The sequence below is a fragment of the Nonomuraea sp. NPDC001684 genome (assembly GCF_053596515.1).
In genome coordinates this window covers 35,519-57,330 of sequence record NZ_JBSFGJ010000014.1, presented here as the reverse complement: position 1 = coordinate 57,330, position 21,812 = coordinate 35,519, and the positions used below count along the sequence as shown (strand labels likewise).

Sequence of the window (21,812 nt, the reverse complement as noted above, 5' to 3'; positions counted from 1 at the left end):
CGGCCTCGTAGGTGCGGCCGATGTCCTTGGGGTCGATCGGCAGGTAGGGCACCGCCCAGGTGAACTCGGCCACCGGCGTGCCGGCCGCCGCGGCGTCGCGCTCCAGGTGCTCGAAGCCCTTCTTGATGGCGTCCTGGTGGGAGCCGGAGAAGGCGGTGTAGACCAGCTCGCCGCCCCACGGGTGGCGCGGGTGCACGGGCAGCTGGTTGCAGTACTCGGTGACGCGGCGGATCTCGTCGATGTCACTGAAGTCGATCTCGGGGTCGACGCCCTGCGAGAACAGGTTCATGCCCAGGGTGACCAGGCACACGTTGCCGGTGCGCTCGCCGTTGCCGAACAGGCAGCCCTCGATGCGGTCGGCGCCGGCCATGTAGCCCAGCTCGGCGGCGGCCACGGCGCTGCCCCGGTCGTTGTGCGGGTGCAGCGACAGCACGATCGAGTCGCGGTGCCGCAGGTTGCGGTGCATCCACTCGATCTGGTCGGCGTAGACGTTGGGCGTGGCCATCTCGACCGTGGCGGGCAGGTTGATGATGACCTTGCGGTCGGGGGTGGGCTGCCACACCTCGTTGACGGCGTCGCACACCTCGACGGCGTACTCCAGCTCGGTGCCGGTGAACGACTCGGGCGAGTACTGGTAGAAGACGTCGACGTCGGTGGCCTCGGCCAGCTTCCTGACCAGCTTGGCGCCCTCGACGGCGATGGCGGTGATGCCCTCCTTGTCCTGGCCGAACACGACGCGGCGCTGGAGGGTGGAGGTCGAGTTGTACAGGTGGACGATGGCCTGCTTGGCGCCCTCGATCGCCTCGAAGGTGCGCTCGATCAGCTCGGGCCTGGCCTGGGTCAGCACCTGGATGACGACGTCGTCGGGGATGCGGCCCTCGTCGATGATCTGCCGGACGAAGTCGAAGTCGGTCTGGGAGGCGGCCGGGAAGCCGACCTCGATCTCCTTGTAGCCCATGCGTACCAGCAGCTCGAACATCTGGAGCTTGCGGTGGGAGTCCATCGGGTCGATCAGGGCCTGGTTGCCGTCGCGCAGGTCGACCGCGCACCACCGGGGCGCCTTGGTGATGACCTGGTCGGGCCAGGTGCGATCGGTCAGCCGGATCGGTTCGAACGGCTGATAACGATGGGCCGGCATGGGACTGGGCTGCTGGGCGTTCATGTCTGCTGCTCCTCGTCGGTCGAGTCGAAAGCGGCCGACGCGCATGACTGGCTCCGCGACGAGGGAGCCGGCCTTACAGGCCCTCGCCGCGGCAGCTAAGAAGCAGCCCGCGCAGCATGCCAAGCACGCTACCAGACGTCTCGGGATTCGCTGCCCTTGATCTCACATCATGAGAGCCGATCGGTCCACCGATGGTGAAACACCAGGTCAGGGCCGCGAAATTCCGGCGCGCGCCACTGTTGGTCCGGGATGAGCACGCTCAGGCAGGTGACTGGTCCGGGATGAGCACGCTCAGGCAGGTGACGCAGCCCTCCAGCCGCTCGAACTCCGAGATGTCCACCCTCGTCACGACGAGCCCGCGCCGCTCCAGCATCGCCGCGGTCCTCGGGGCGGAGGCGGCCAGCAGCACCCGGTCGCCGCCCAGCGGCACCACGTGCGCGCCCGGCTCCTCCGGCGGTTCGAGCAGGCCGGGCAGCTCGACGCGACCGGGATCGCCGATGAGCGTCCCGTCGGGCAGGGCGGTCACCGCCGACTTCAGGTGCAGCACGCCGCGCAGGCCCACGGGCACGACCCGCCGCTCGGGCAGCAGGGCGGCGAGCTGGCTGACGCCCTCGTCGTCGGTGCGGGCCGACCTGCCGACGTACACGGTGGGGCCGACCTGGAGCACGTCGCCGCCGTCCAGGGTGCCGGGGCGGGCGATCCGGACCGCCTTCAGGCCGAGCTCCCGTACGGCCCGCTCCACGGACTCCACCTCCGGACGCCGCTCCGGCGCGCCCGGCCGGGTGAGCACGGCCAGCCGCCCCGACACCACCACGGCGTCCTCCACGAAGGGCGCGTCGGGCAGGTGGTCGGCGTCCTCGGCGTAGACCGGCCGCCATCCGGCCGCGGCCAGCGCCGCGACGTAGGCGTCGTGCTGGTGACGTGCGCGTTCGTGGTCCACGGGCGCACGCTCGATGTGCGTGACGATGCCCTCGGCGATCCGGGGTCCGGGCTTCCTTACCAGCGCGATACCAGACATAGGGCGTGTTCTATCACGCAGTCGTTAGAGTCTTGGGCATGCGGGACGACGAGATTCTCACCAGGATCAGCGCTCTGGTCGCCGAGGAGCACGAGCTGCGCGGCAGGCTGTCGGCGGGCGAGGTCACCTCCGACGAGGAGCACGCGCGGGTCAAGCAGCTGGAGGTGGCGCTCGACCAGTGCTGGGACCTGCTCCGGCAGCGCCGGGCCAGGCGCGGCGCGGGCGAGGACCCCGACGGCGCGGCCGTCCGCCCGGCCGGCGAGGTGGAGAACTACCGGCAGTAGGGCCCACCGGCGGTAAAACGGCTGGCCGGAGGCGGCGCCGATGCGATTGGCTGGACGGATGCACATCCAGCCAATCGACTTCGACCGGCCGGGCGAGCTGATGACGGGCCTGCACGACGCCTACCTGGCCGCCCACGCGCACGAGCCCGGCCCCAAGTTGTCGCTCACCCGCCTGTCCGTCATCGCCCTCCTCGGCCCTCCCGGCGACCGGGTCGAGTCCTGGGTCCTGACCGACGGCGGCAAGGTCGCCGGCGGCTACAGCCTGGCGCTGCCCCAGTCCGACAACCGGCACATGGGCTGGCTGTTCCCGCTCGTGGTCCGGCCCGAGCTGCGCGGCCGCGGCCTCGGGAGCGAGCTGTTCGAGCACGCCCTCGGCCGGATGCGCGCCCACGGCCGCACCCTGCTGCTCACCGAGACGCCCACCACCGGCGTCGGCGCCCGCTTCGCCCGCGCCCACGGGATGACGGTCGCGCTCCAGGAGGCCCGCCGCACGCTCGACCTGCGCACGGCCGACTGGGCCGCGCTGCGCGGCATGCTGCCCGAGGTGCCGGGCTACCGCGTCGAGCGGTTCGCCGGCCCGGCCGGTCCTGAGCTGCTGGCCGACCTCGCCACGCTGATGAGCGGCATGAACGACGCCCCGCGCGACGCCGACGTCGAGGACATGACCTTCAACCTCGACCGCCTGCGCCTGCGCGAGGAGCGCGTCACGCTCGGCGGCGAGACCTGTTACACGGTGATCGCCAGGCGCGAGTCCGACGGCGCGCCCGCCGGCTACACGCGGATCTACCTCACCGCCGACCGCTCCGACGGCTGGGGCCACCAGGCCGACACCACCGTCCTGCGCGAGCACCGCGGCCATCGGCTGGGCCTGCTGCTCAAGCTGTCCAACCTGCTGTGGCTGCGCGAGCGCGAGCCCCACCTGGAGCGGATCATCACCTGGAACGCCACGTCCAACGCCCACATGCTGGCCATCAACGAGGCCATGGGGTTCGAGCTGCTCGACGAGTGGGACGAGTGGCGGCTGACGGTCTGACCTTTCCCCGGCTAACCTGACACGTCATGACGTTGGAGGCGCTGAGGGACGCGGATCCGCGGCAGGTGGGGCGCTACGCCCTCCTGGGCCGGCTGGGCGAGGGCGGCATGGGCGTCGTCTACCTGGGCGAGGAGCCCGGCGGCACCCGGGTGGCCGTCAAGCTCATCCACGCCAGGATGGACGCCGACCCCGACTTCCGGCGCAGGTTCGCCCGCGAGGTGGCCGCGGCCCGGCGGGTCGCCCGCTTCTGCACCGCCCCGGTGCTCGACGCCGACGTGCACGCGGACGTGGCGTACCTGGTCACCGAGTACGTCGAGGGGCCCAGCCTGGACGACGCGGTGCGCGACTCCGGGCCGCTGAAGGGCTCCGCGCTCGACGGGCTGGCCGCGGCCATGGCGATGGCGTTGCGGGCCATCCACGGAGCCGGGGTCGTGCACCGTGACCTCAAGCCGTCGAACGTGCTGCTGTCCCAGGTGGGGCCCAAGGTCATCGACTTCGGCATCGCGCGGCTGGCGGAGTCGGAGATGAGCAGCGCGATCGTGGGGACGCCGTCGTACATGTCGCCCGAGCAGGTGGCGGGGTCGCGGGTCGGGCCGGCCTCGGACATCTTCTCGTGGGGCTGCACGGTCGCCTTCGCCGCCGGGGGGCTGCCGCCGTTCGGGTCGGGGTCGGTGCCGACGATCCTGTTACGCATCGTCAACGAGGCTCCCGAGCTGCGGGGGTTGTCGGGGCCGCTGCTCGACCTGGTGACCGCGTCGCTGGCCAAGAGCCCGGCCGCCCGCCCCACGGCCCAGGACCTGATGGACGCCCTCAGCACCGCCACCCCCTCCGCCGCCCTCCCCACCCCACCCCCCTCCCCCACCACCGGGCCGCCGCCCACCGTCCCCCCTTCACCTCCCACCGCCGGGACGCCGGGCACCGTCCCCCCTTCTCCTCTCGAAGGGACGGACGCGACGGCGGCGGGGAAGCGGCGCATGAGGCTGCTGGCCGCGGCCGCGGCGGTCGTGGTGGCGGCCGCCGGCGTCACCACGGCCCTGCTGTGGCCCCACGACGACACCCCCGCGAGCACCCGCACGGCCACCGGCACAGAACCGGCCTCCACCGCCACACCCCGCAACCCGCTGCGCGAGAACGGCGTCACCTTCTGGTCCGAGAAGGAGAAGGCCGCCGCCCGCCAGGCCGCCGTGTGGCGCAAGGACCGCCCGGCCGACGCCGCGCTCATGGAGCGGCTGGCCGCCGTCCCGCACGCCATCCGCCTGAACCAGCCCGAGGTCAGGGCCACGGTCGAGACCGCCGTGACCGCCGCGCAGGAGGCGGGCGGCGTGCCCGTCTTCCTGGTCAACCACATGCCGGGCGGCGGCGACTGCGCCGCCGTCGGCGCGGGCGGGATGCAGGTCTACCAGGAGTGGGTCAAGGGCGTCGCCCGCCAGATCGGCGACCGCAAGGCCGTGATCATCCTGGAGCCGTCCAGCCTGGTCAACCTTCCCGGCACCAAGGACTGCACACTGGCCGGCACGGCCGAGCAGCGCTACCGGGACCTGCGCGAGGCCGTGCGATCGCTCAAGACCGGGCACCCCGGCACGGCCGTCTACCTCGACGGCAGCCAGGACCTCTACCCCGGCACCGAGGTCATGGCCCAGCGCTTGATCGGCGCCGGGATCGACCGGGCCGACGGGTTCTTCGTCAACACCGCCTCCTTCCAGCCCACCCCCAAGGCCGTCGAGTACGGCAAGTCGCTGTCGGCCTGCATCGCCGTCATGCGCAGGACGGGCGGCGCCACCTGCCCGAAGGACGCCGACCCCGGCGGCGACCTGCCGCACTTCGTGGTGGACACGGCCAGGAACGGCCAGGGCTCGTGGTCGCCGACGAAGAAGTACAAAGACCCGCAGACCTGGTGCAATCCACCGGGCCGGGGCGTCGGCGAGCGGCCCACGACCGACACGGGCGAGGAGCTGGCGGACGCCTACCTGTGGATCACCCGGGCCGGCAGCTCGGGCGGACGGTGCCGGCGCGGCACGAACGGCGACAAGGACCCCGAACGCGGCGTGGTGGCGCCGGCGAGCGGCGAGTGGTGGGCCGATCTGGCGCTCGAACGCGCGAAGAACGCCCGGCCCCCGTTGCGCTGAGGAAAACCCGATGTTAAGCGCACGTTAGATCTGAGCCGCCGCACCTTGTCCGAACAACCTTCTGGGGAGAGGCTCTGGCCTGCATCCACTCCCCCCAGGAGGTCCTACATGAACAAAGCGCGCGTGCCGTGGAAGGCAGTGATCGGCGGCTCCGTCGGCAATCTGGTCGAGTGGTACGACTGGTTCGTCTACAGCAGCTTCGCCGTGTACTTCGCCGCTTCGTTCTTCCCTGACGGGGACGACACGGCCAAGCTGCTCAACACCGCGGCCATCTTCGCCGTCGGCTTCTTCATGCGCCCGCTCGGCGGCTGGCTGCTCGGCCGCTACGCCGACCGCCGGGGCCGCAAGGCGGCGCTCACGCTCACCGTCACGCTGATGTCGGCCAGCGCGCTGCTGATCGCCATCGCGCCGACGTACGAGTCGGTCGGTTACGCCGGCGCGCTGGTCCTGGTGGTCGCGCGACTGCTCCAGGGCCTGTCGGTGGGCGGCGAGTACGCCGCCAGCGCCACGTACCTGACCGAGGCCACCCCGCGCGGCCGGCGCGGCTTCGCCTCCAGCTTCCAGTACGTCTCCATGACCGCCGGCCAGCTCGTCGGCCTCGGCCTGCAGATCATCCTGCAGAACACGATGTCGAAGGAGGCCCTGAGCTCCTACGGCTGGCGGGTGCCGTTCGTGGTCGGGGCCCTGGCCGCCGCCGTCGTGTTCTACCTGCGCCGCAGCCTGCTGGAGACCGAGGCGTACGGCGAGGAGGAAGAGGAGCGCCGGGACAAGGGCACGATCAGGCAGCTCCTGGCGCACAAGAAGGAGGCGCTGCTGGTCATCGCCCTGACCATGGGCGGCACGGTCGCGTACTACACCTACACGACGTACCTCACCAAGTACCTGTCGAACACCGCGGGCCTGCCGAAGGAGACGGCCACGCTGGTCAGCTTCTGCGCGTTGTTCATCTTCATGTGCCTGCAGCCGCTGGCCGGGTCGCTGTCGGACCGCATCGGGCGCCGGCCGCTGCTGATCACGTTCGGGATCGGGTCGATGCTGGGCACGGTGCCGCTGATGACCGCGCTGGGCGGGGCGAGCGGCTTCGGGGGCGCGCTCGTCCTGTCGCTCGCCGGCCTGGTGATCGTGACCGGCTACACCTCGATCAACGCGGTGGTGAAGGCCGAGCTGTTCCCGACGCACGTGCGCGCGCTGGGGGTGGCGCTGCCGTACGCGATCGCGAACGCGCTGTTCGGCGGCACCGCGGAGTACGTCGCCCTGTGGTTCAAGGACAAGGGCATCGAGTCCGGCTTCTACTGGTACGTCTCCGCCTGCGCCGCCGTCTCCCTGGTCGTCTACCTGACCATGCGCGAGACCCGCGACGCGGCGCTGTCCCGCAGCGAGGGCGCCGAGCCGTCGGATCCGGTCACCGCCCGCGTCTAACCTGGCACCATGCGGGTTCTCCTGGTCGAGGACGACGATCGTCTCGCCTCCGCGCTCACCACCGCGCTGGCCCGGCACGGCCATTCGGTCACCCGCGCCGGCCTGGCCGTCGACGCCCTCCGCCTGGCGGGGGGCGTCGACTTCGTCCTGCTCGACCTGGGCCTGCCCGACATGGACGGGCTCGACGTGCTGCGCCGGCTGCGCCGCGTCTCGGCGGTGCCGCTCATCGTGGTCACCGCCCGCACGCAGGAGCGCGAGGTGCTGCGCGGCCTGCGCTCGGGGGCCGACGACTACCTGGTCAAGCCGTTCCGCACGGTCGAGCTGATGGCCCGCATGGAGGCGGTGCTGCGGCGCGGCACGCGTCCGATGCCGGCGCGCGACCATGTGGTGTGCGTCGGCGACGTGCGCATCGACCTGGAGTGCAGGCAGGTCACGGTGGCCGGGCGGCCGGTGGCGCTGACCAGGCGCGAGTTCGACGTGCTGGCGCTGCTGGCCCGCGAGCCGGGCGTGGTGCGCAGCCGGGAGGAGATCCTCGACGAGGTCTGGGGCGATCCGCTGCTGTCGGCGTCCCGGTCGCTCGACGTGCACGTGGCGGGGCTGCGGTCCAAGACCGGGCGTCCTGGGCTGGTGGAGACGTTGCGCGGCACCGGCTACCGGCTGGGCCCGGCGGGATGAACGCGCGGCTGGTGGTCACGTTCACCACGCTGATCGTCTTCCTGATCGCGGCGCTGGCGGTGCCGCTCGGCCTGGCCTACGCCTCCCACCGGACCAACCGCCTGCTGCTCGACCGGCGCGCCGACGCCACCCGCTTCGCCGAGCTGGCCGACGCCGCGGCCCGCGACGACGACCGCACGGGCCTGATCACCGAGGTGTCCCGCTACGCCGACCTTTACGGCGCGGCCGTCCGGGTGCGCGACCGCGACGGCTCGATCCTGGTCTCGGCCGGCCGGTTCGAGGCCGACGACCGGGAGGCGACCCGGCTCGCGCTGTCCGGCCGCACGACCGAGGACCTGCCCACTGTCAGCCCGTTCGGCCCGGCCACGGTGCTGCTGGCCGAGCCCGCCGGGCGTGACGCGCAGGTGTCCGGCGTGGTGCTGCTGGAGGCCCCGACCGGGCAGGCCCGGCTGGACGTGTCGCTGGTCTGGGGCGCGCTGGCGGCGGGGGCGCTGGTCGCGCTGGCCTGGTCGGCGCTGGCGGCCCGGCGGCTGGCCCGCTGGATCCTGCGGCCGGTGACCGAGCTCGACCGCACCACGCGGGCCATCGCGCAGGGTCAGCTCGACGCGCGGGCGCATCCCGGGGCGGGCCCGTCGGAGCTGCGGCGGCTGGAGGAGCGCTTCAACGCGATGGCCGACGCGGTCTCGGCGGCGATGGAACGGCAGCGGGCCTTCGTGGCCGACGCCTCGCACGAGCTGCGCACCCCGCTCACCGTGCTCGGGCTGCGGCTGGAGAACCTGGAGCCGCACCTGCGCGAGGAGGGCACGGCCGAGTACGCCGAGGCGATGTCCGAGCTCGACCGGCTGGTGTTGCTGGTGGAGGACCTGCTGGTGCTGGCCAAGGTCGAGGCGGGCGCGGGCCTGGCGGGCAAGGAGGCCGGGCTCGGCGAGCGGCTGGCGGTGTGGCGCGAGGTCTACGCGGCCAAGGGCGTGTGCCTGGTGGCCGACGTCCCGGCGGGCGCGGTGGTGCCGGAGGCGGCGGCCAGGATCGCCGACATCGCCCTGGACAACGCCCAGAAGTTCGTCCCCGAGGGCGGCACGGTGACGGTCACGCTCGACGGCGGGACGCTGCGCGTGGCCGACGACGGGCCGGGGCTGGGCGCGGCGGAGCGGGCCGAGGCGCTGGGGCGGTTCTGGCGGTCGGGGGCGCACGCCAACGTCCCGGGCAGCGGGCTCGGCCTGGCCATCGCGGCCGAGCTGGCCAAGGCGTGCGGGGCCACCCTGCGGCTGCTGCCCGCCGTGCCGCACGGGCTGGTGGTCGAGCTGGCCCTGGCTCAGCCGTAGACCGAGCGGTAGTAGCGGGCCGCGCCCGGGTGCAGGGGCACGACGCCGGTGCCGATGGCGTAACGCCTGTCGAGGCGGCCGCCGGGAGCCGAGGGGGCCTGGAGGCGGTCGCGGGCGCGGAAGAGCGTCTCGGTGACGGTGAAGGCCAGGTCGTCGGGGAGCGTCGTACGGCACATCAGGTAGCTCGGCGTGCCCACGGTCGGCACCTGCCTGGCCAGCCCGTACGCGCCGGCCGGCACGGCGGCGTGCTCGTAGACCGGCCCGTAGCGGCGGCGCAGCACCGGCACCAGCGACTCCAGCGGCACCAGCGCGATGTCGTCGAGCGCGGCGAGCGCGGGCGTCGGCACGCCCCCCGACCAGAAGAACGCCTCGATGCGGCCGCCGCGCAGCTCGGTGACGGAGGCGTCGAGGCCGAGCCTGGTGATCTGCGGCGGCGTGCGCAGCCCGGCGGCCGACAACACGCGCGTCGCGGTCACCGCCGTGCCCGACCCCTCGACCCCGATCGACACCGGACGCCCCGCCAGGTCGCCGACGCCGGTGATGCGCGCGCCCTCGCGCACGACCAGATGCACGTAGTTCATGTACATCCGGGCCAGCGCGGAGACCGGCTGGTGGCGCACCCTGACCGCGTCGTCGGCGCTGTCTGCCAGCGCGAACCCGACGTCGGCCCGGCCGCCGGCCATCATGGTGAGGTTCTGGACGCTGGCCGCGGTCTCCACCACCCGCACGGTCAGCCCGTCGTGCCGCAGCTCGCCCGCCAGCCGCTGCCCGAGCGCGCCGTACGGGCCGCCCGCCAGCCCGGTGACCAGCCGCAGCTCGGCGGGCCTGGCCGTGGAGCAGCCGGCCGCGAGCGCGGCGAGCCCGAGGAAGGCTCGGCGGGACATGGGCATGATGTCACGGTATCCGGTCACGCAGAATGGACAGTGTGACCGAACGGGACGCACGCCTGCGCATCGCCGCCGAGCTGAGGATGTTCGTGCCCGTGAGCCGCCGCGGGGAGTGGCAGCGGGTGACCACCGACGGCACCTCGACGCTCGGCCATCACGTGGAGTCGCTCGGCATCCCGCTGACCGAGGCGGGGCCGATGCTGTCGGAAGGCCGCGGCGTGGCCCCGTCCCACCTGCTCGCGCCGGGCGAGACGGTCGAGGTGCACCCGATGCCCCGGCCGCAGCCGCTGCCCGCCGAGCCGCGGTTCCTGCTCGACGTGCACCTCGGCACGCTGGCCCGGCGGTTGCGCCTGCTCGGCGTGGACACCGCGTACCACAACGACATGGACGATCCGGCGCTGGTGGTCCAGGCCAACGAGGAGCGTCGGGTGCTGCTCACCCAGGACCGCGGCCTGCTGCGCCGCCGCGCGCTGTGGCTGGGCGCCTACGTCCACGGCTCGCGCGCCGCCGACCAGCTCCGCGACGTGCTCGAACGCTTCGAGCCGCCGCTGGCTCCGTGGACGCGCTGCACGGCCTGCAACGGCGTGCTCGTGCCGGTGACGAAGGAGGAGGTCGGGCCGCTGCTGGAGGCCGGCACCCGGCGCAGCTACGACGCCTACGGCCGGTGCGGCGACTGCGGACAGGTCTACTGGCAGGGCGCGCACAGCGACAACCTTGAGGAGATCGTGCAATCGGCGCGCATTTGGGCCAATAGCCGCTGATTCGCGCTTTGAGAACGACCGTCAAGTTGATCTCAAAAACACCCTCGGCCGGGGGTTACGCGGACGATCAAGGGTATGAGCAGGGGAAACGGCATCACCCGAAATCGGGTGCATACTGACACCCTTCCACCCCGTTGAGCAAAAGACTCCAATTCGACGTTTATCCGGAAAAATTCGGATACGTCGCGTTTCCGCGTATCCATCTCGCGGCGCACGATCGGGGGAAATACCGCAAATGGCCAAGAATCGAAAGCTCGGCCACGGCGCCGGGCCCGCTCCACGCGTATGGAGCGTCAGAAGGAAGTGGGCCACCGCCATTGTCGGCATGGCCACGACGCTGGTGGGCCTGCCCGGCGTCGTGGTGAAGTACAGCCAGGCGCAGAGCGAGCGGGAGACGCCCCGGCTCGTCATCACCGCGCCCGTCACCGGCCCTGGGGCCACCGCCTCGCCCTGCCCGCTGGTGAGAGGCACCGCCACGCTGCCCGAGGGCACGACCCTGCTGATCGGCGTACGCCGGACGACCGGCACGCCGCGCACCAGACACACCCGCTTCTACCGCGTCGACCCCGTGCGGGCCTCCGGCCAGTGGGACGTGCCCGTCTCGCTCGAAGGCGGCGACCCCGCGATGGCCGGGGAGTGGTACGCGATCACCGCGCTCACCGTGCCGACCGAGTGGGCCGACTTCCTGGAGAAGGTCGGCGGCACCCCGGGCGATCCGCTGATGTCCGCGTCCGCGATGCCGCCGCACGTGGGCGAGACGCCCTCCATAGAGGTCCAGCGGGACGCCGGCCCCGCCACCTGCTGAACCCCACCGTGACCTCGCCGTCAGGCGCGGTCGAACTCGCTCGCCTTCACGCCCGCCACGAACGCGTCCCACTCGGCGGGCGTGAAGAACAGCTTGGGCCCGTCGGGGTCCTTGGAGTCACGCACGACGACCAGCTCAGCCTGCCCGCCCTTGTGCGCAGGGCCGCCAGGAACGTTCTTGAGCTCGGCGATCTCGACGCAGTTGCCGCCGTTGTCGCCGGAAAAACTGGACTTCTGCCACTGGACACAGCTCAGGTCCATCGTTCCACCATGGCTTTCTTTATCGTTTCAAGGGACATGCTCAAGGGCAACGCCTCGGTACGGATGGCCTCGAACCGCTCCACGGCCGCCGAGACGTCCTCATGATCGCTCGTCGTGATGCCGCGCACCGCGGTTTCCGCGTACAACACCTCGGAGCCTCCGTCCAGGGTCGCGATCACGAAGCCACCCGTCAAGCCGGAGTGCAGCCCGTGCGGGAGGACCTGGATGCTGAGCCGCGGGGTGACCGCGTCGAGCAGCCGCCGCAGTTGACCCTTCATCAGCTCCGGCCCGCCGATGGGCCGGAACAGCACCGCCTCGTCGATGACGCAGCGCAGCGACGGAGGGTCGTCGCGGGCAAGGATCGCCTGCCTCTCCATGCGCGCGGCCACCGCGGCCTCGTTGCCGCGCAGCAGGGCGCGGGCGTACTGCTCGGTCTGCAGGAGGCCGGGCACCAGGAGCGGCTCGTAGGTGCGCAGGGTGAGCGCCGCCTGCTCCTTCTCGTGCCACTTGCCGAACCAGGAGGGGAAGATCTGACCCTTGCGCCAGTCGAGCAGGCGGCGCAGGGCTCCGCCGGTGCCGAGGGCCTTGTCGCAGGCCTCGGCGAACTCGGGGCTGGCCGGGAGCTGACCGGTCTCGACGCCGCTGATCAGGCCCTCGCTGAAATGGATGCGCTCGGCGAGCTGCCCCTGTGTCAGGCCCGCCGCCTTCCGGTAGTGCCGCAACTCTCTGCCCCATATCGCCTGAGGCGCGTAGAAGTCGGCCACCCTGCCCTCCCCTCGCCCGGGTTCAACGCCAACGGCACGGACTTCAAAGTCCACTCCTTGCAATCAGATCACTACCGACCGTAGTCATATGGCGTCACGCTGGCCACATGAAATCCGAAAGTCCCGCCGTGACGCTCGCCGACCGGCGGCCCCTGCCGGACACGGTCCTCGGCGAACGGCGGATGCCCCGGCACCCCGGTTGCGTCTCCTCCGTGCGGCGGTTCGTCCGCGACGTCGCCAAGGATCACGAAGCGGCGGAGGCCGCCGTCGAGATCGCCCAGCTTCTCGTCTCGGAGCTGGTCACCAACGCGCTCACCCACGCCCGCTCGGCGGAACCCGTCCGGGTCGTGGTGGTCCGGGAGGGCCGGCTGCTGACCGTGGAGGTCCGCGACTCGTGCGCCACCCTTCCCCGGATGGGCCAGGCCGACCCGCTGGCCTGCCGGGGGCGGGGGCTGGCCATCGTCCACAGCCTGTCCCACGACTGGGGCTGGAACCCCGTGCCGCCCGGCAAGGCGGTCTGGTTCCAGGTCGTCGCCTGGGCGTCCTAGCGGCACACGTCGAACGGCTCGACCCCCGGCAGGTACGCCCGCCACTCCGCCGCCGTGAGCGCGCGGCCGGCGCGGGCGCACACGGTCGCGGCCACATGCCGCCGGTCGAGGTCGTGCGTACGGAAGGCGCCGTCGTCGTCCAGGGTGTACAGCTTGGTGCCGTCGGCCGAGAAGCCGAGCCAGACGTTGTCGCCGGTCGACTCGGCCATCGCGTCGAACACGACCCCGACGTACCGCCGCGAGGCCACGTCCCACAGGCGGATCCGCGGGCCCTTCTCGTACGTGGCGATCAGCCGTCCGTCGGGCGACCAGACCGGCAGCGCGAACTGCTCCGCGCCCGGCACGCTGGGGAAGGCGCCGAGCATGGTCCGCAGGTCCCGGTCCCACAGCGTGATCCGGTCAGGATGCGAGAAGGCCACCTGGCGGCCGTCCGGGCTGTAGGCGAAGGCGCCGCCGACCCGCCGGGCCTCGGCCCCCAACGGCAGCGCGGTCCCGCCCGCCGGATCGTAGAGCCGCACCTCAGGGCCTCCCATGAGCAGCCGCGAACCGTCCGGCGCGAAGCTCATCGGCCCGGCGCCCGTCACCTTCGTGGTCCGCGCCCGCGAACTCGTGAGGTCGTGCAGCTCCAGCGGCAGCGGCCCCTCGAACCTGGACGGCAGCACGGCCAGGGTCCGGCCGCCGGGGTCGAAGGCGAGCGCGTCGGCCTTCTCCGCCCCCTTCCCGGCCAGCCCGAACGCCTGCGCGACGGCATACCCCGGGTTATCGCCCTCTGAAACATGAATTTGTGCGGCCCCTGCCCGGCACACCCCTGGACATGCCTTACCGTGCGCTTATCGAGCCTGTAGGCAGAATGAGACACCGGAACCGGAAAGAGGGTGTACCAGGCGTGCGAGTGCTGGTTGTCGAGGATGAGCGGGTGCTCGCCGACGCGATCGCGACCGGGCTGCGGCGTGAGGCCATGGCCGTCGACGTCGCCTACGACGGCGGCGGCGCCCTTGAGCGCACCTCCTACATCGACTACGACGTGATCGTGCTCGACCGCGACCTGCCGGTCGTGCACGGCGACGAGGTGTGCCGCCGGCTGGTCGAGCAGCGCTCGGCCTCGCGGATCCTCATGCTGACCGCCTCCGGCGACGTGGACGACAAGGTGGAGGGGCTCGGCCTCGGGGCCGACGACTACCTGGCCAAGCCGTTCGTGTTCATCGAGCTGGTGGCCCGGGTGCGCGCGCTCGGCCGGCGTTCGGCGCCCGCCCTGCCGCCCGTGCTGGAGCGGGCCGGGATCCGCCTCGACCCGGGCAAGCGGCTGGTCGAGCGCGACGGCAAGGAGATCGTGCTCACCAAGAAGGAGTTCGCGGTCCTGGAGGAGCTGATGCGCGCCGAGGGCGCGGTGGTCAGCCAGGAGGACCTGCTGGACAAGGCGTGGGACGAGAACATCGACCCGTTCACCAACGTCGTCCGGGTGACCATGATGACGCTGCGGAAGAAGCTGGGCGAGCCTCAGGTGATCGAGACCGTGCCCGGGGTTGGGTACAAGTTGTGAGCGAACGGCCAGAGCGCGGGGCGGGGCCGACGCATCCGATGATCAGCCCCCATTCGGCAAGGAAGGCGACGCGCGTGCAGGAGGCGCCACCCCCGACCGGCCCGCCGGCCTGGGACGGCCCGCCCCCGCCCGGCTCCGAGACGCCCGCCCGCAGCACCCTGGAACGGGTCAGGGGGCTGCCGGCCAAGGTGAGCATCCGGTGGCGGCTCACGCTCACCTACAGCGCTCTGGTGTTCGCCGCCGCGGCGGTGCTGCTGTTCGTCGTCTACTCGATCGTCGGCAAGTCGATCGAGAACGCCTGGCCCGACCTGATCACCGACGACCTCGACCCGCTCGACGCCGCCATCATGCAGAACCGGTGGACCCTGGCCAAGGGGCGGGCCGTCAGCAGCGCGCGCGACGCGCTGTTCACCAGCTCCTTCATGGCGCTGGCCGGGGTCGGCATCCTCGCGCTCATCATCGGCTACTTCGTGGCCGACCGGGCGCTGCGGCCGGTCACCCAGATGACCAGCGCGGCCCGCAAGCTCTCGGAGAGCACGCTCGCCCACCAGCGCATCGCCCTGCGCGGCCCCAACGACGAGCTGAAGGAGCTGGCCGACACCTTCGACGCCATGCTCACCCGGCTCAACATCGCCTTCGACACCCAGCGCAGATTCGTGGCCAACGCCTCCCACGAATTGCGCACGCCGTTGACGATTAACCGGACGGTCCTGGAGATCGCGTTGTCGGATCCGGAGGCGTCCGAGGACCTCAAAGCGCTCGGCCGCACGCTGCTGGAAGTCAACGCGCGTAACGAGAAGCTCATCGAGGGACTGCTGTTGCTCGCCAGGAGCGAACGAGAACTCGCGGTGCGCAAACCGCTCGACGTTCAGGAAGTCGCGCAGACGGCCGTGGAACAGCTCGCGCCCTTCGCCGCCGAACACGGCGTGACCGTTGTGGCCGAACTGGTCAGCGCGCCTACCGTGGGCGACCCGGTGCTTCTGGAGCGGTCGGTCAGCAACCTGCTGGAGAACGCCGTGAAGTACAACCTTCCCGAAAACGGAAAAGTCTGGATCCGGACGGGAATGGCAGACGGGGGGCTGGTTGTTCAGGTGGCCAACACGGGGCAGCACGTCCCGGCGTACGAGGTGAACAGCCTGTTCGAGCCGTTCAGGAGGCTCCACGCCGACCGCGTGGAATCGGCCAAGGGATCGGGTCTGGGGCTGTCCATCGTCCGTGCGGTGGTGCAGGCACACGGTGGAAACGTGACCGCGGTGCCGCGTGATGGCGGAGGACTTGTGGTGACGATTCGGCTTCCGACGCGTTGACCGAGCGTCCTTGAGTGGTCCATGGGGCGCCGACGGGTGACGTTCAGGGGTGTTCGTCCGCGTGTTGATGTAGTGGGGGCGTCTCGTTCTCGCCGTACATGTGGTTGGATGTGCCGTCGAACACGGTCGTGCATGACGCCAAGGCTGTGGGTTTCGCCATATTTGGCTAACCATTGCCGTCGGCAGCAGGCCCTGTCGTGTTGGGAGGTTCGTTGTCCGTTCGCGCGGGGTACCGATGGAAAATCTCCCCGACGGAACGGGCACAAGATGGGCCTCCCGGACGTTAGAAGACGCGCGATGAGCGCGAAGACATATAGATGAGGGGGATGGAGTAAGCACAATGGCTACCGACTACGACAGCCCGCGAAAGACAGACGACGACCTGGGGGAGGACAGCCTCCAAGAGCTCCAGGCACGGCGTACCGACAAGTCGTCCGGCAGCATCGACATCGACGAGACCGACCTCGCCGAGTCGCTGGAGCTGCCCGGCGCGGATCTGTCGAACGAAGAGCTCTCCCTGCGGGTGATTCCCCGTCAGGCCGACGAGTTCACCTGCTCGCGCTGCTTCCTGGTGCACCACCGCAGCCAGCTGGCCTCCGAGAAGAACGGCCAGCAGATCTGCCGGGAGTGCGCCGCCTGACCGCTGGAGCGAAGGAGCTCAGGGTGAGGGACCCAAGGCATGACCGAGCCCGCCTACCCTGAGCGGTCGCGACCAAGAGGACGGAGGCATCGCGTTGGCCGAGCCCGAGAAGGACAAGCAACAGACGGACGACGGGATCGCCGACCCCGACAAGGAGGTCGGCGAGCTCGTTGTGCGGCTCACCGCGCCCGGTGAGCTGGAGCCGGCCGAGCGGCGCAGACTGCTCGGCCGACTAGCCAGGTCCCTGGCCGCAGGGGCGAAGAAGGCCCGCGAGAGCGGCGCAGGCCGCGGCCGCTGGCTGGCCGACGTCTTCCTCAACATCGCGCCCCGCATCCCCATCCGCGACCTGTCGACGCTGTCCGAGCATCATCACGGCCTCACCGGCGAGGAGCTCGCCGACGACCTGGTGCGCACCGCCCAGAAGGCCACGATGACGGTCGGAGCCATCGGCGGAGCACTGGCGGCGGCCCAGTTCGCCGCACCACCCCTCCTGCTCTCCGCGCCCGCGCAGCTCGTCGCGGAGACCATCGTCGTCGCCGCGATCGAGGTCAAGCTTCTGGCCGAGCTGCACGAGGTCTACGGCGTCCGCGTCCAGGGCAACGGCACGCAGCGCGCCTTCGCCTTCGCCTCCGCCTGGGCCAAGCAGCGCGGGATCGACCCCCTCGCCCCCGCGTCCGTCTCGCTGGCGCTCGGAGCCGCGTCCAAGGCTGCTCTTCGCAACCGTCTCATGCGCACGCTCGGGCGCCATCTGACCACGTTCGGCCCCTTCCTCACCGGAGCCGTCGCCGGCGGCGCGCTCAACCGCGGCGCGACCGGCAAGCTCGGCAAGGCCATCCGCGCCGACCTGCGCCTCAAGGGCCCGTCGTTGCCGCCGCCCGACCCCCGTGACGAGCTGACGCCGTAGCCAGGCGGCCGCGAGGTCAGACGTCCCGGCTGTCCACCACGCGCTTGAGCTTGCCCACCGACCGCTCCAGCGTCTCGGGGTCCACCACCTCGACCTCGACGCTCACGCCGACGCCCGCCTTGACCGCGTGCCGCAGCGCGCGCCCGGCCTCCTCGCGGCCGGTCGCGCCCGGCCGCGCCTCGACCCTGACGGTGAGCACGTCGAGCCGGTCCGGCCGGGTCAGGTGCAGCTGGAAGTGCGGCGACAGGCCGGGCACGCGCAGCACGAGCTCCTCGATCTGGGTCGGGAACACGTTCACGCCGCGCAGGATGATCATGTCGTCGGTGCGGCCGGTGACCTTCTCCATGCGGCGGAAGGCGGGCCTGGCCGTGCCGGGCAGCAACCGGGTCAGGTCGCGGGTGCGGTAGCGGATGACCGGCATGGCCTCCTTGGTGAGGCTGGTGAACACCAGCTCGCCGCCGTCGGGGGCGGGCTCGCCGGTGAACGGGTCGACGGTCTCGGGATAGAAGTGGTCCTCCCAGACGTGCAGGCCGTCCTTGGTCTCGACGCACTCGTTGGCCACGCCGGGGCCCATGACCTCCGACAGCCCGTAGATGTCGACGGCGTGCAGGTCGAAGCGCTCCTCGATCTCGGCGCGCATGCGCTCGGTCCAGGGCTCGGCGCCGAAGATGCCGATCTCCAGCGAGCTCTCGCGCGGGTCGAGGCCCTGGGCGGCGAACTCGTCGAGCAGCGCCAGCAGGTACGACGGCGTGACCATGATGACCCTGGGCCGCAGGTCGGTGATGAGCTGGACCTGCCGGGCCGTCATGCCGCCGGAGACCGGCACCACCGTGCAGCCCAGCCGCTCGGCCCCGTAGTGGGCGCCGAGACCGCCGGTGAACAGCCCGTAGCCGTACGCCACGTGCACCACGTCGCCCGGACGCCCGCCGGACGCCCGGATCGACCGGGCCATCACCTGCGCCCAGACGTCGAGGTCGGCCTTGGTGTACCCGACGACCGTGGGCTTGCCCGTCGTGCCCGAGGAGGCGTGGACGCGCGCCACCCGCTCGCGCGGCACGGCGAACATGCCGAACGGGTACGACTCGCGCAGGTCCTCCTTGGTGGTGAACGGGAAGAGCGCGAGGTCGTCCAGGCTCCGGCAGTCGCCGGGACGGACGCCGTGCTCGTCGAACTTGCGCCGGTAGAGCGGCACGTTGTCGTAGGCGTGGGACAGCGTCCAGCGCAGGCGCTGCAGTTGCAGGGCCATGAGCTCGTCCCTGGAGACGCGCTCGACCGGGTCGAGCTCCTCGGGCGACGGCGGCGGGAAGGGCCTCATCTCAGCTCCCTGCTGCGCCCGCGGAACTCCGCGACCACCCGGCCGCCGGACCCGCGCACGGTGATGTCGTAGATGCCGCTGCGGCCGTAGGTGGTGCGCTCGGCCGCCTCGGCCACCAGCACGTCACCCTCGTGGGCGGGGGCGACGAAGGTGATCTCGGCCCCGGCCGCCACGGTGACCGGGCCCCGCGTGTTGCACGCGCAGGCGAAGGCGGTGTCGGCCAGGAGGAAGACGTAGCCGCCGTGGCAGATGGCGTGTCCGTTGATCATCTGGCCGGTCACGGCCATCCGGCACACCGCGCGCCCCTCGGCCAGCTCCACCAGCTCGATGCCCAGGGCGGCGGAGGCGGTGTCGGCGTCCAGCATGCGACGCGCGCTCTCCAACTGGTCTCCCTTGCTTACTGACCGAATGTTCGGTAAACACTTCCCCGTCCTGCCGAGCACTGTCAAGGGAGGGCCGGCGCAGCGCAGCTGCAAGGGCCGTCTGTGGGGTATGTCCTGGTTCGTCAGCGGGTCGGCCTCAGCGCGTGAGGAGAGACGATGATCAAGCCGTTCGCCTCGTCGGCGGATCTCGGTGAGAAGCGGCAGTCCCTTGAGGTGCTGGCGGAAGGCGTCTACGCGCTCACCGCCGAGGGCGATCCCAACGTGGGCGCGATCGAGGGCGAGGACTTCCTGGTCTGCTTCGAGGCCCTGGCCACGCCCACGGCCGCCGGCGACTGGCTGGCCAGGCTGCGCGAGCACACCGGCAAACCGGTCAGGTACCTCGTGCTCTCGCACTACCACGCGGTCCGCGTGCTGGGCGCCTCGGCGTTCGGCGCGGACGTCGTCGTGGCCCACGACAAGACCCGCGAGCTGATCGCCGAGCGCGGCGAGCAGGACTGGGCCAGCGAGTACGCCCGGATGCCCCGCCTGTTCAAGGATCCCGGCTCGATCCCCGGCCTGACCTGGCCCACCGCCACCTTCAGCGACACCTTCACCATCGACCTCGGCGGCGGCAGGGGCGACCTGGTGCTGGCCCACTGCGGACGCGGCCACACCGAGGGCGACCTGGTGGCCTGGCTGCCCGACCGGCGCATCCTGTTCGCCGGCGACCTGGTCGAGTCGCAGGCCGCGCTCTACACCGGCGACGCCTTCCACCGCGAATGGGCCTCCGGCACGCTCGACCGCGTCGCCTCGTTCGGGGCCGAGACGCTGGTCGGCGGCAGGGGAGCGGTGGCCCACGGCAAGGCCGAGGTCGAGGCGGCCATCGCCCAGAGCCGCGACTTCCTCACCGTGATGCTGCGCGAGGTCGGCGCGGCGAGCGGGCTGAAGGAGGCGTTCGAGCGCACCCACCGGGCCCTGCGGCCGCGCTACGGCGGCTGGCCCATCTTCGAGCACTGCCTGCCCTTCAACGTCTCCCGCCTCTGGGACGAGCTCCACGGCGTCGAACGGCCGCGCGTCTGGACCGCCGAGCGCGACCGCGAAGTGTGGGACGAGCTCCAGTCATGAGGCCCGCGGAGTCCGTGCCGCAGGTCATCGTCGTCGGCGCGGGCCCGGTCGGCCAGACCGCCGCGTTGCTGCTGGCCCGCTGGGGCATCCGGGTGCTGGTGCTGGACCGGCGGCAGGCCCGCGACGGCGGCGGCTCGAAGTCGATCTGCCAGCAGCGCGACGTGCTCGACATCTGGGCCGCGGCGGGCGCGGGCCGGGTGGCGGAGGAGGGGCTGGCCTGGACCACCGCCCGCACGTACTACCGCGACCGCGAGCTGTTCTCCTGGTCCTTCGACGGCCAGGGCCCGCTGCCGCCGTGCGTGAACATCTCCCAGGCCCGCACGGAGCAGCTGCTCGACGAGGTCATCGCCGACCAGCCGCTCATCGAGGTGCGCTGGGGCCACGAGGTCACCGGGCTGGTCCAGGACCCGGCGGGGGTGGAGGTCCAGTGCGGGCAGCGGCTGCTGCGCGCCCCCTACGTGCTGGTCTGCGCGGGCGCCAGGGCCCAGCAGGTACGCCGGTCGCTCGGCGTCTCCTTCGACGGTGAGGCGTTCGACGACCAGTTCCTGATCTGCGACATCCGGGCGGATCTGCCCGGCTGGGAGAACGAGCGGCGCTTCTACTTCGACCCCGTGTGGAACCCGGGCCGGCAGGTCCTCATCCATCCCTGCCCCAACGGGACGTACCGGATCGATTGGCAGATCGCGCCGGACTTCATCCCAACAAGAGACGATATTTCGCAGAAAATCCAGCAAATCATCGGGGATCGGCCGTACGAGCTGATCTGGCACAGCACGTACCGGTTCCACTCGCGCATCGCCTCGCGGATGCGGGTCGGACGGGTGCTGCTGGCGGGCGACTGCGCCCATCTGGTGGCGCCCTTCGGGGCCCGGGGGCTCAACTCCGGCGTGCCCGACGCCGAGAACGCGGCCTGGAAGCTGGCCTTCGCGCTCAACGGCTGGGCCGGGCCGGAGCTGCTGGAGTCCTACCACGCCGAGCGGCACGCGGCGGCGCGGGAGAACCTGGAGGTGACCGCCGCCACCATGCGCTTCCTCGCGCCGCGGACGGACCGGGACCGGGCCAGGCGGCGGGAGGTGCTGGAGGCCGGCCTGGTCGCCGAGGTGGACTCCGGGCGCTTCGCCGAGCCCTACTGGTACGTGGACTCGCCGCTCACCACGCCCGAGCCGGGCCGGCCGTTCGGGGGGCGTCCGCCGAAGGGCGCGCTGTGCGATCCGGCCCCCGGAGTGATCCTGCCGGACGTGCCGCTGGCGAAGGGCAGACTGCGCGAGTTCTGCCGGGACGGTTTCCTCATTCTGTTGGGCGATATGTGCGATTCGAGTTTGTTTGTGCAGGTCCTGGGCAAGGTCATTACGGCACCGCTCGCCGTCCGCGAGCTCACGGAGATGGATGCGACCGGCTCGCTCGCCGAAAGACTCGGTGCGCGGCCGGATGAAGCATGGGTGATCAGGCCAGATGCCCACATCGCCGCGATCATTCCCCGCGGGGGGCCGGACGAGGTCGCGGCCGCCGTGAGCCGCGCCTGCGGCTCTCCTCGACCTGAGCCCTAGGAGGACTG

23 protein-coding genes are annotated in these 21,812 nt (G+C 71.7%); 15 read left to right on the top strand and 8 right to left on the bottom strand.

Features of this window, described 5'->3' with window-relative positions:
• The coding region (locus ACWCSD_RS05225; protein ID WP_449913187.1) for a 2-isopropylmalate synthase at nucleotides 1–1,162 on the bottom strand (1,162 nt) is incomplete at its 3' end.
• Nucleotides 1,163–1,421: 259 nt separating this feature from the next.
• Nucleotides 1,422–2,180 (bottom strand): dimethylargininase, encoded by a 759-nt coding sequence (ddaH, locus tag ACWCSD_RS05220; RefSeq protein WP_358292070.1) that lies wholly within the window; start codon nucleotides 2,178–2,180, stop codon nucleotides 1,422–1,424.
• A 38-nt stretch (nucleotides 2,181–2,218) separates the two neighbouring features.
• On the opposite strand from ddaH, the gene ACWCSD_RS05215 reads away from it, so the two are divergent.
• From ACWCSD_RS05215 to ACWCSD_RS05190, 6 genes are all read left to right on the top strand, one after another.
• On the top strand, nucleotides 2,219–2,464 hold the full coding sequence (locus ACWCSD_RS05215; RefSeq protein WP_352327988.1) for a DUF2630 family protein: 246 nt from the start codon (nucleotides 2,219–2,221) through the stop codon (nucleotides 2,462–2,464).
• A gap of 58 nt (nucleotides 2,465–2,522) precedes the next feature.
• Nucleotides 2,523–3,497: a GNAT family N-acetyltransferase gene (locus ACWCSD_RS05210; protein ID WP_449913183.1), complete on the top strand. Its 975-nt coding sequence runs from the start codon at nucleotides 2,523–2,525 to the stop codon at nucleotides 3,495–3,497.
• A 26-nt stretch (nucleotides 3,498–3,523) separates the two neighbouring features.
• Entirely contained in the window at nucleotides 3,524–5,623 is a 2,100-nt protein-coding gene (locus tag ACWCSD_RS05205; protein ID WP_449913181.1) for a glycoside hydrolase family 6 protein, read from the top strand.
• A gap of 108 nt (nucleotides 5,624–5,731) precedes the next feature.
• Nucleotides 5,732–7,042 (top strand): MFS transporter, encoded by a 1,311-nt coding sequence (locus ACWCSD_RS05200; RefSeq protein WP_449913180.1) that lies wholly within the window; start codon nucleotides 5,732–5,734, stop codon nucleotides 7,040–7,042.
• Nucleotides 7,043–7,051: 9 nt separating this feature from the next.
• Complete coding sequence (locus tag ACWCSD_RS05195) at nucleotides 7,052–7,717, top strand: response regulator transcription factor (protein ID WP_358292061.1); 666 nt, start codon at nucleotides 7,052–7,054, stop codon at nucleotides 7,715–7,717.
• Nucleotides 7,714–9,039: a sensor histidine kinase gene (locus ACWCSD_RS05190; RefSeq protein WP_397160633.1), complete on the top strand. Its 1,326-nt coding sequence runs from the start codon at nucleotides 7,714–7,716 to the stop codon at nucleotides 9,037–9,039. The genes ACWCSD_RS05195 and ACWCSD_RS05190 overlap by 4 nt, the downstream gene beginning before the upstream one ends.
• Here ACWCSD_RS05190 and ACWCSD_RS05185 read toward each other — a convergent pair.
• The gene (locus tag ACWCSD_RS05185; protein WP_397160635.1) at nucleotides 9,030–9,929 is read right to left on the bottom strand and encodes a TAXI family TRAP transporter solute-binding subunit; all 900 of its coding nucleotides are present in this window, start codon (nucleotides 9,927–9,929) and stop codon (nucleotides 9,030–9,032) included. The genes ACWCSD_RS05190 and ACWCSD_RS05185 overlap by 10 nt on opposite strands.
• Before the next feature lie 26 nt (nucleotides 9,930–9,955).
• On the opposite strand from ACWCSD_RS05185, the gene ACWCSD_RS05180 reads away from it, so the two are divergent.
• A complete protein-coding gene (locus tag ACWCSD_RS05180; RefSeq protein WP_449913178.1) occupies nucleotides 9,956–10,687 on the top strand; it encodes a Mut7-C RNAse domain-containing protein in 732 nt (243 codons plus the stop codon).
• Between the two features lie 325 nt (nucleotides 10,688–11,012).
• Nucleotides 11,013–11,492, top strand: a complete 480-nt coding sequence (locus ACWCSD_RS05175; protein WP_358292051.1) for a hypothetical protein — start codon at nucleotides 11,013–11,015, stop codon at nucleotides 11,490–11,492.
• Between the two features lie 20 nt (nucleotides 11,493–11,512).
• On the opposite strand, the gene ACWCSD_RS05170 is transcribed toward ACWCSD_RS05175, so the two are convergent.
• Entirely contained in the window at nucleotides 11,513–11,752 is a 240-nt protein-coding gene (locus ACWCSD_RS05170; RefSeq protein WP_352352481.1) for a DUF397 domain-containing protein, read from the bottom strand.
• Nucleotides 11,743–12,516: a helix-turn-helix domain-containing protein gene (locus ACWCSD_RS05165; RefSeq protein WP_352352480.1), complete on the bottom strand. Its 774-nt coding sequence runs from the start codon at nucleotides 12,514–12,516 to the stop codon at nucleotides 11,743–11,745. The genes ACWCSD_RS05170 and ACWCSD_RS05165 overlap by 10 nt, the downstream gene beginning before the upstream one ends.
• Before the next feature lie 107 nt (nucleotides 12,517–12,623).
• Between ACWCSD_RS05165 and ACWCSD_RS05160 the strand changes: the two genes are divergently transcribed.
• Complete coding sequence (locus ACWCSD_RS05160) at nucleotides 12,624–13,064, top strand: ATP-binding protein (protein ID WP_397160643.1); 441 nt, start codon at nucleotides 12,624–12,626, stop codon at nucleotides 13,062–13,064.
• Here the strand turns inward: ACWCSD_RS05160 and ACWCSD_RS05155 are convergent.
• Nucleotides 13,061–13,870, bottom strand: coding sequence for a WD40 repeat domain-containing protein (locus ACWCSD_RS05155; RefSeq protein WP_449913175.1), 810 nt, complete (start codon nucleotides 13,868–13,870; stop codon nucleotides 13,061–13,063). The genes ACWCSD_RS05160 and ACWCSD_RS05155 overlap by 4 nt on opposite strands.
• 80 nt (nucleotides 13,871–13,950) lie before the next feature.
• On the opposite strand from ACWCSD_RS05155, the gene ACWCSD_RS05150 reads away from it, so the two are divergent.
• From ACWCSD_RS05150 to ACWCSD_RS05135, 4 genes are all read left to right on the top strand, one after another.
• Complete coding sequence (locus tag ACWCSD_RS05150; protein WP_349451511.1) at nucleotides 13,951–14,604, top strand: response regulator transcription factor; 654 nt, start codon at nucleotides 13,951–13,953, stop codon at nucleotides 14,602–14,604.
• Between the two features lie 38 nt (nucleotides 14,605–14,642).
• Nucleotides 14,643–15,911, top strand: a complete 1,269-nt coding sequence (locus tag ACWCSD_RS05145) for a sensor histidine kinase (protein ID WP_449913189.1) — start codon at nucleotides 14,643–14,645, stop codon at nucleotides 15,909–15,911.
• Nucleotides 15,912–16,251: 340 nt separating this feature from the next.
• Entirely contained in the window at nucleotides 16,252–16,551 is a 300-nt protein-coding gene (locus tag ACWCSD_RS05140) for a DUF4193 domain-containing protein (RefSeq protein WP_352324238.1), read from the top strand.
• A gap of 94 nt (nucleotides 16,552–16,645) precedes the next feature.
• Entirely contained in the window at nucleotides 16,646–17,455 is an 810-nt protein-coding gene (locus ACWCSD_RS05135; protein WP_358284617.1) for a hypothetical protein, read from the top strand.
• A gap of 16 nt (nucleotides 17,456–17,471) precedes the next feature.
• Here the strand turns inward: ACWCSD_RS05135 and paaK are convergent, their stop codons facing one another.
• A complete protein-coding gene (gene paaK, locus ACWCSD_RS05130; protein ID WP_364328672.1) occupies nucleotides 17,472–18,770 on the bottom strand; it encodes a phenylacetate--CoA ligase PaaK in 1,299 nt (432 codons plus the stop codon).
• Nucleotides 18,767–19,135 carry a hydroxyphenylacetyl-CoA thioesterase PaaI gene (gene paaI / locus ACWCSD_RS05125; RefSeq protein ID WP_387665278.1) on the bottom strand — a complete coding sequence of 123 codons (369 nt, stop codon included), beginning with the start codon at nucleotides 19,133–19,135 and terminating at the stop codon, nucleotides 18,767–18,769. The genes paaK and paaI overlap by 4 nt, the downstream gene beginning before the upstream one ends.
• A gap of 174 nt (nucleotides 19,136–19,309) precedes the next feature.
• Here paaI and ACWCSD_RS05120 point away from each other — a divergent pair, with 174 nt between their 5' ends.
• Together ACWCSD_RS05120 and ACWCSD_RS05115 are read left to right on the top strand one after the other, a co-directional pair.
• Nucleotides 19,310–20,257, top strand: a complete 948-nt coding sequence (locus tag ACWCSD_RS05120; protein WP_352359151.1) for an MBL fold metallo-hydrolase — start codon at nucleotides 19,310–19,312, stop codon at nucleotides 20,255–20,257.
• On the top strand, nucleotides 20,254–21,804 hold the full coding sequence (locus ACWCSD_RS05115; protein ID WP_387663938.1) for an FAD-dependent monooxygenase: 1,551 nt from the start codon (nucleotides 20,254–20,256) through the stop codon (nucleotides 21,802–21,804). Before ACWCSD_RS05120 ends, ACWCSD_RS05115 begins: the two co-directional genes overlap by 4 nt.
• Nucleotides 21,805–21,812 lie beyond the last annotated feature (8 nt).

What these genes read in the sequence shown, in the direction of transcription:
- ddaH (WP_358292070.1), bottom strand. Translation starts at nt 2,180, where the DNA reads ATGTCTGGTATCGCGCTGGTAAGGAAGCCCGGACCCCGGATCGCCGAG.
- ACWCSD_RS05215 (WP_352327988.1), top strand. Translation starts at nt 2,219, where the DNA reads ATGCGGGACGACGAGATTCTCACCAGGATCAGCGCTCTGGTCGCCGAG.
- ACWCSD_RS05210 (WP_449913183.1), top strand. Translation starts at nt 2,523, where the DNA reads ATGCACATCCAGCCAATCGACTTCGACCGGCCGGGCGAGCTGATGACG.
- ACWCSD_RS05205 (WP_449913181.1), top strand. Translation starts at nt 3,524, where the DNA reads ATGACGTTGGAGGCGCTGAGGGACGCGGATCCGCGGCAGGTGGGGCGC.
- ACWCSD_RS05200 (WP_449913180.1), top strand. Translation starts at nt 5,732, where the DNA reads ATGAACAAAGCGCGCGTGCCGTGGAAGGCAGTGATCGGCGGCTCCGTC.
- ACWCSD_RS05195 (WP_358292061.1), top strand. Translation starts at nt 7,052, where the DNA reads ATGCGGGTTCTCCTGGTCGAGGACGACGATCGTCTCGCCTCCGCGCTC.
- ACWCSD_RS05190 (WP_397160633.1), top strand. Translation starts at nt 7,714, where the DNA reads ATGAACGCGCGGCTGGTGGTCACGTTCACCACGCTGATCGTCTTCCTG.
- ACWCSD_RS05185 (WP_397160635.1), bottom strand. Translation starts at nt 9,929, where the DNA reads ATGCCCATGTCCCGCCGAGCCTTCCTCGGGCTCGCCGCGCTCGCGGCC.
- ACWCSD_RS05180 (WP_449913178.1), top strand. Translation starts at nt 9,956, where the DNA reads ATGGACAGTGTGACCGAACGGGACGCACGCCTGCGCATCGCCGCCGAG.
- ACWCSD_RS05175 (WP_358292051.1), top strand. Translation starts at nt 11,013, where the DNA reads ATGGCCACGACGCTGGTGGGCCTGCCCGGCGTCGTGGTGAAGTACAGC.
- ACWCSD_RS05170 (WP_352352481.1), bottom strand. Translation starts at nt 11,752, where the DNA reads ATGGACCTGAGCTGTGTCCAGTGGCAGAAGTCCAGTTTTTCCGGCGAC.
- ACWCSD_RS05160 (WP_397160643.1), top strand. Translation starts at nt 12,624, where the DNA reads ATGAAATCCGAAAGTCCCGCCGTGACGCTCGCCGACCGGCGGCCCCTG.
- ACWCSD_RS05145 (WP_449913189.1), top strand. Translation starts at nt 14,643, where the DNA reads ATGATCAGCCCCCATTCGGCAAGGAAGGCGACGCGCGTGCAGGAGGCG.
- ACWCSD_RS05140 (WP_352324238.1), top strand. Translation starts at nt 16,252, where the DNA reads ATGGCTACCGACTACGACAGCCCGCGAAAGACAGACGACGACCTGGGG.
- paaK (WP_364328672.1), bottom strand. Translation starts at nt 18,770, where the DNA reads ATGAGGCCCTTCCCGCCGCCGTCGCCCGAGGAGCTCGACCCGGTCGAG.
- paaI (WP_387665278.1), bottom strand. Translation starts at nt 19,135, where the DNA reads ATGCTGGACGCCGACACCGCCTCCGCCGCCCTGGGCATCGAGCTGGTG.
- ACWCSD_RS05120 (WP_352359151.1), top strand. Translation starts at nt 19,310, where the DNA reads ATGATCAAGCCGTTCGCCTCGTCGGCGGATCTCGGTGAGAAGCGGCAG.
- ACWCSD_RS05115 (WP_387663938.1), top strand. Translation starts at nt 20,254, where the DNA reads ATGAGGCCCGCGGAGTCCGTGCCGCAGGTCATCGTCGTCGGCGCGGGC.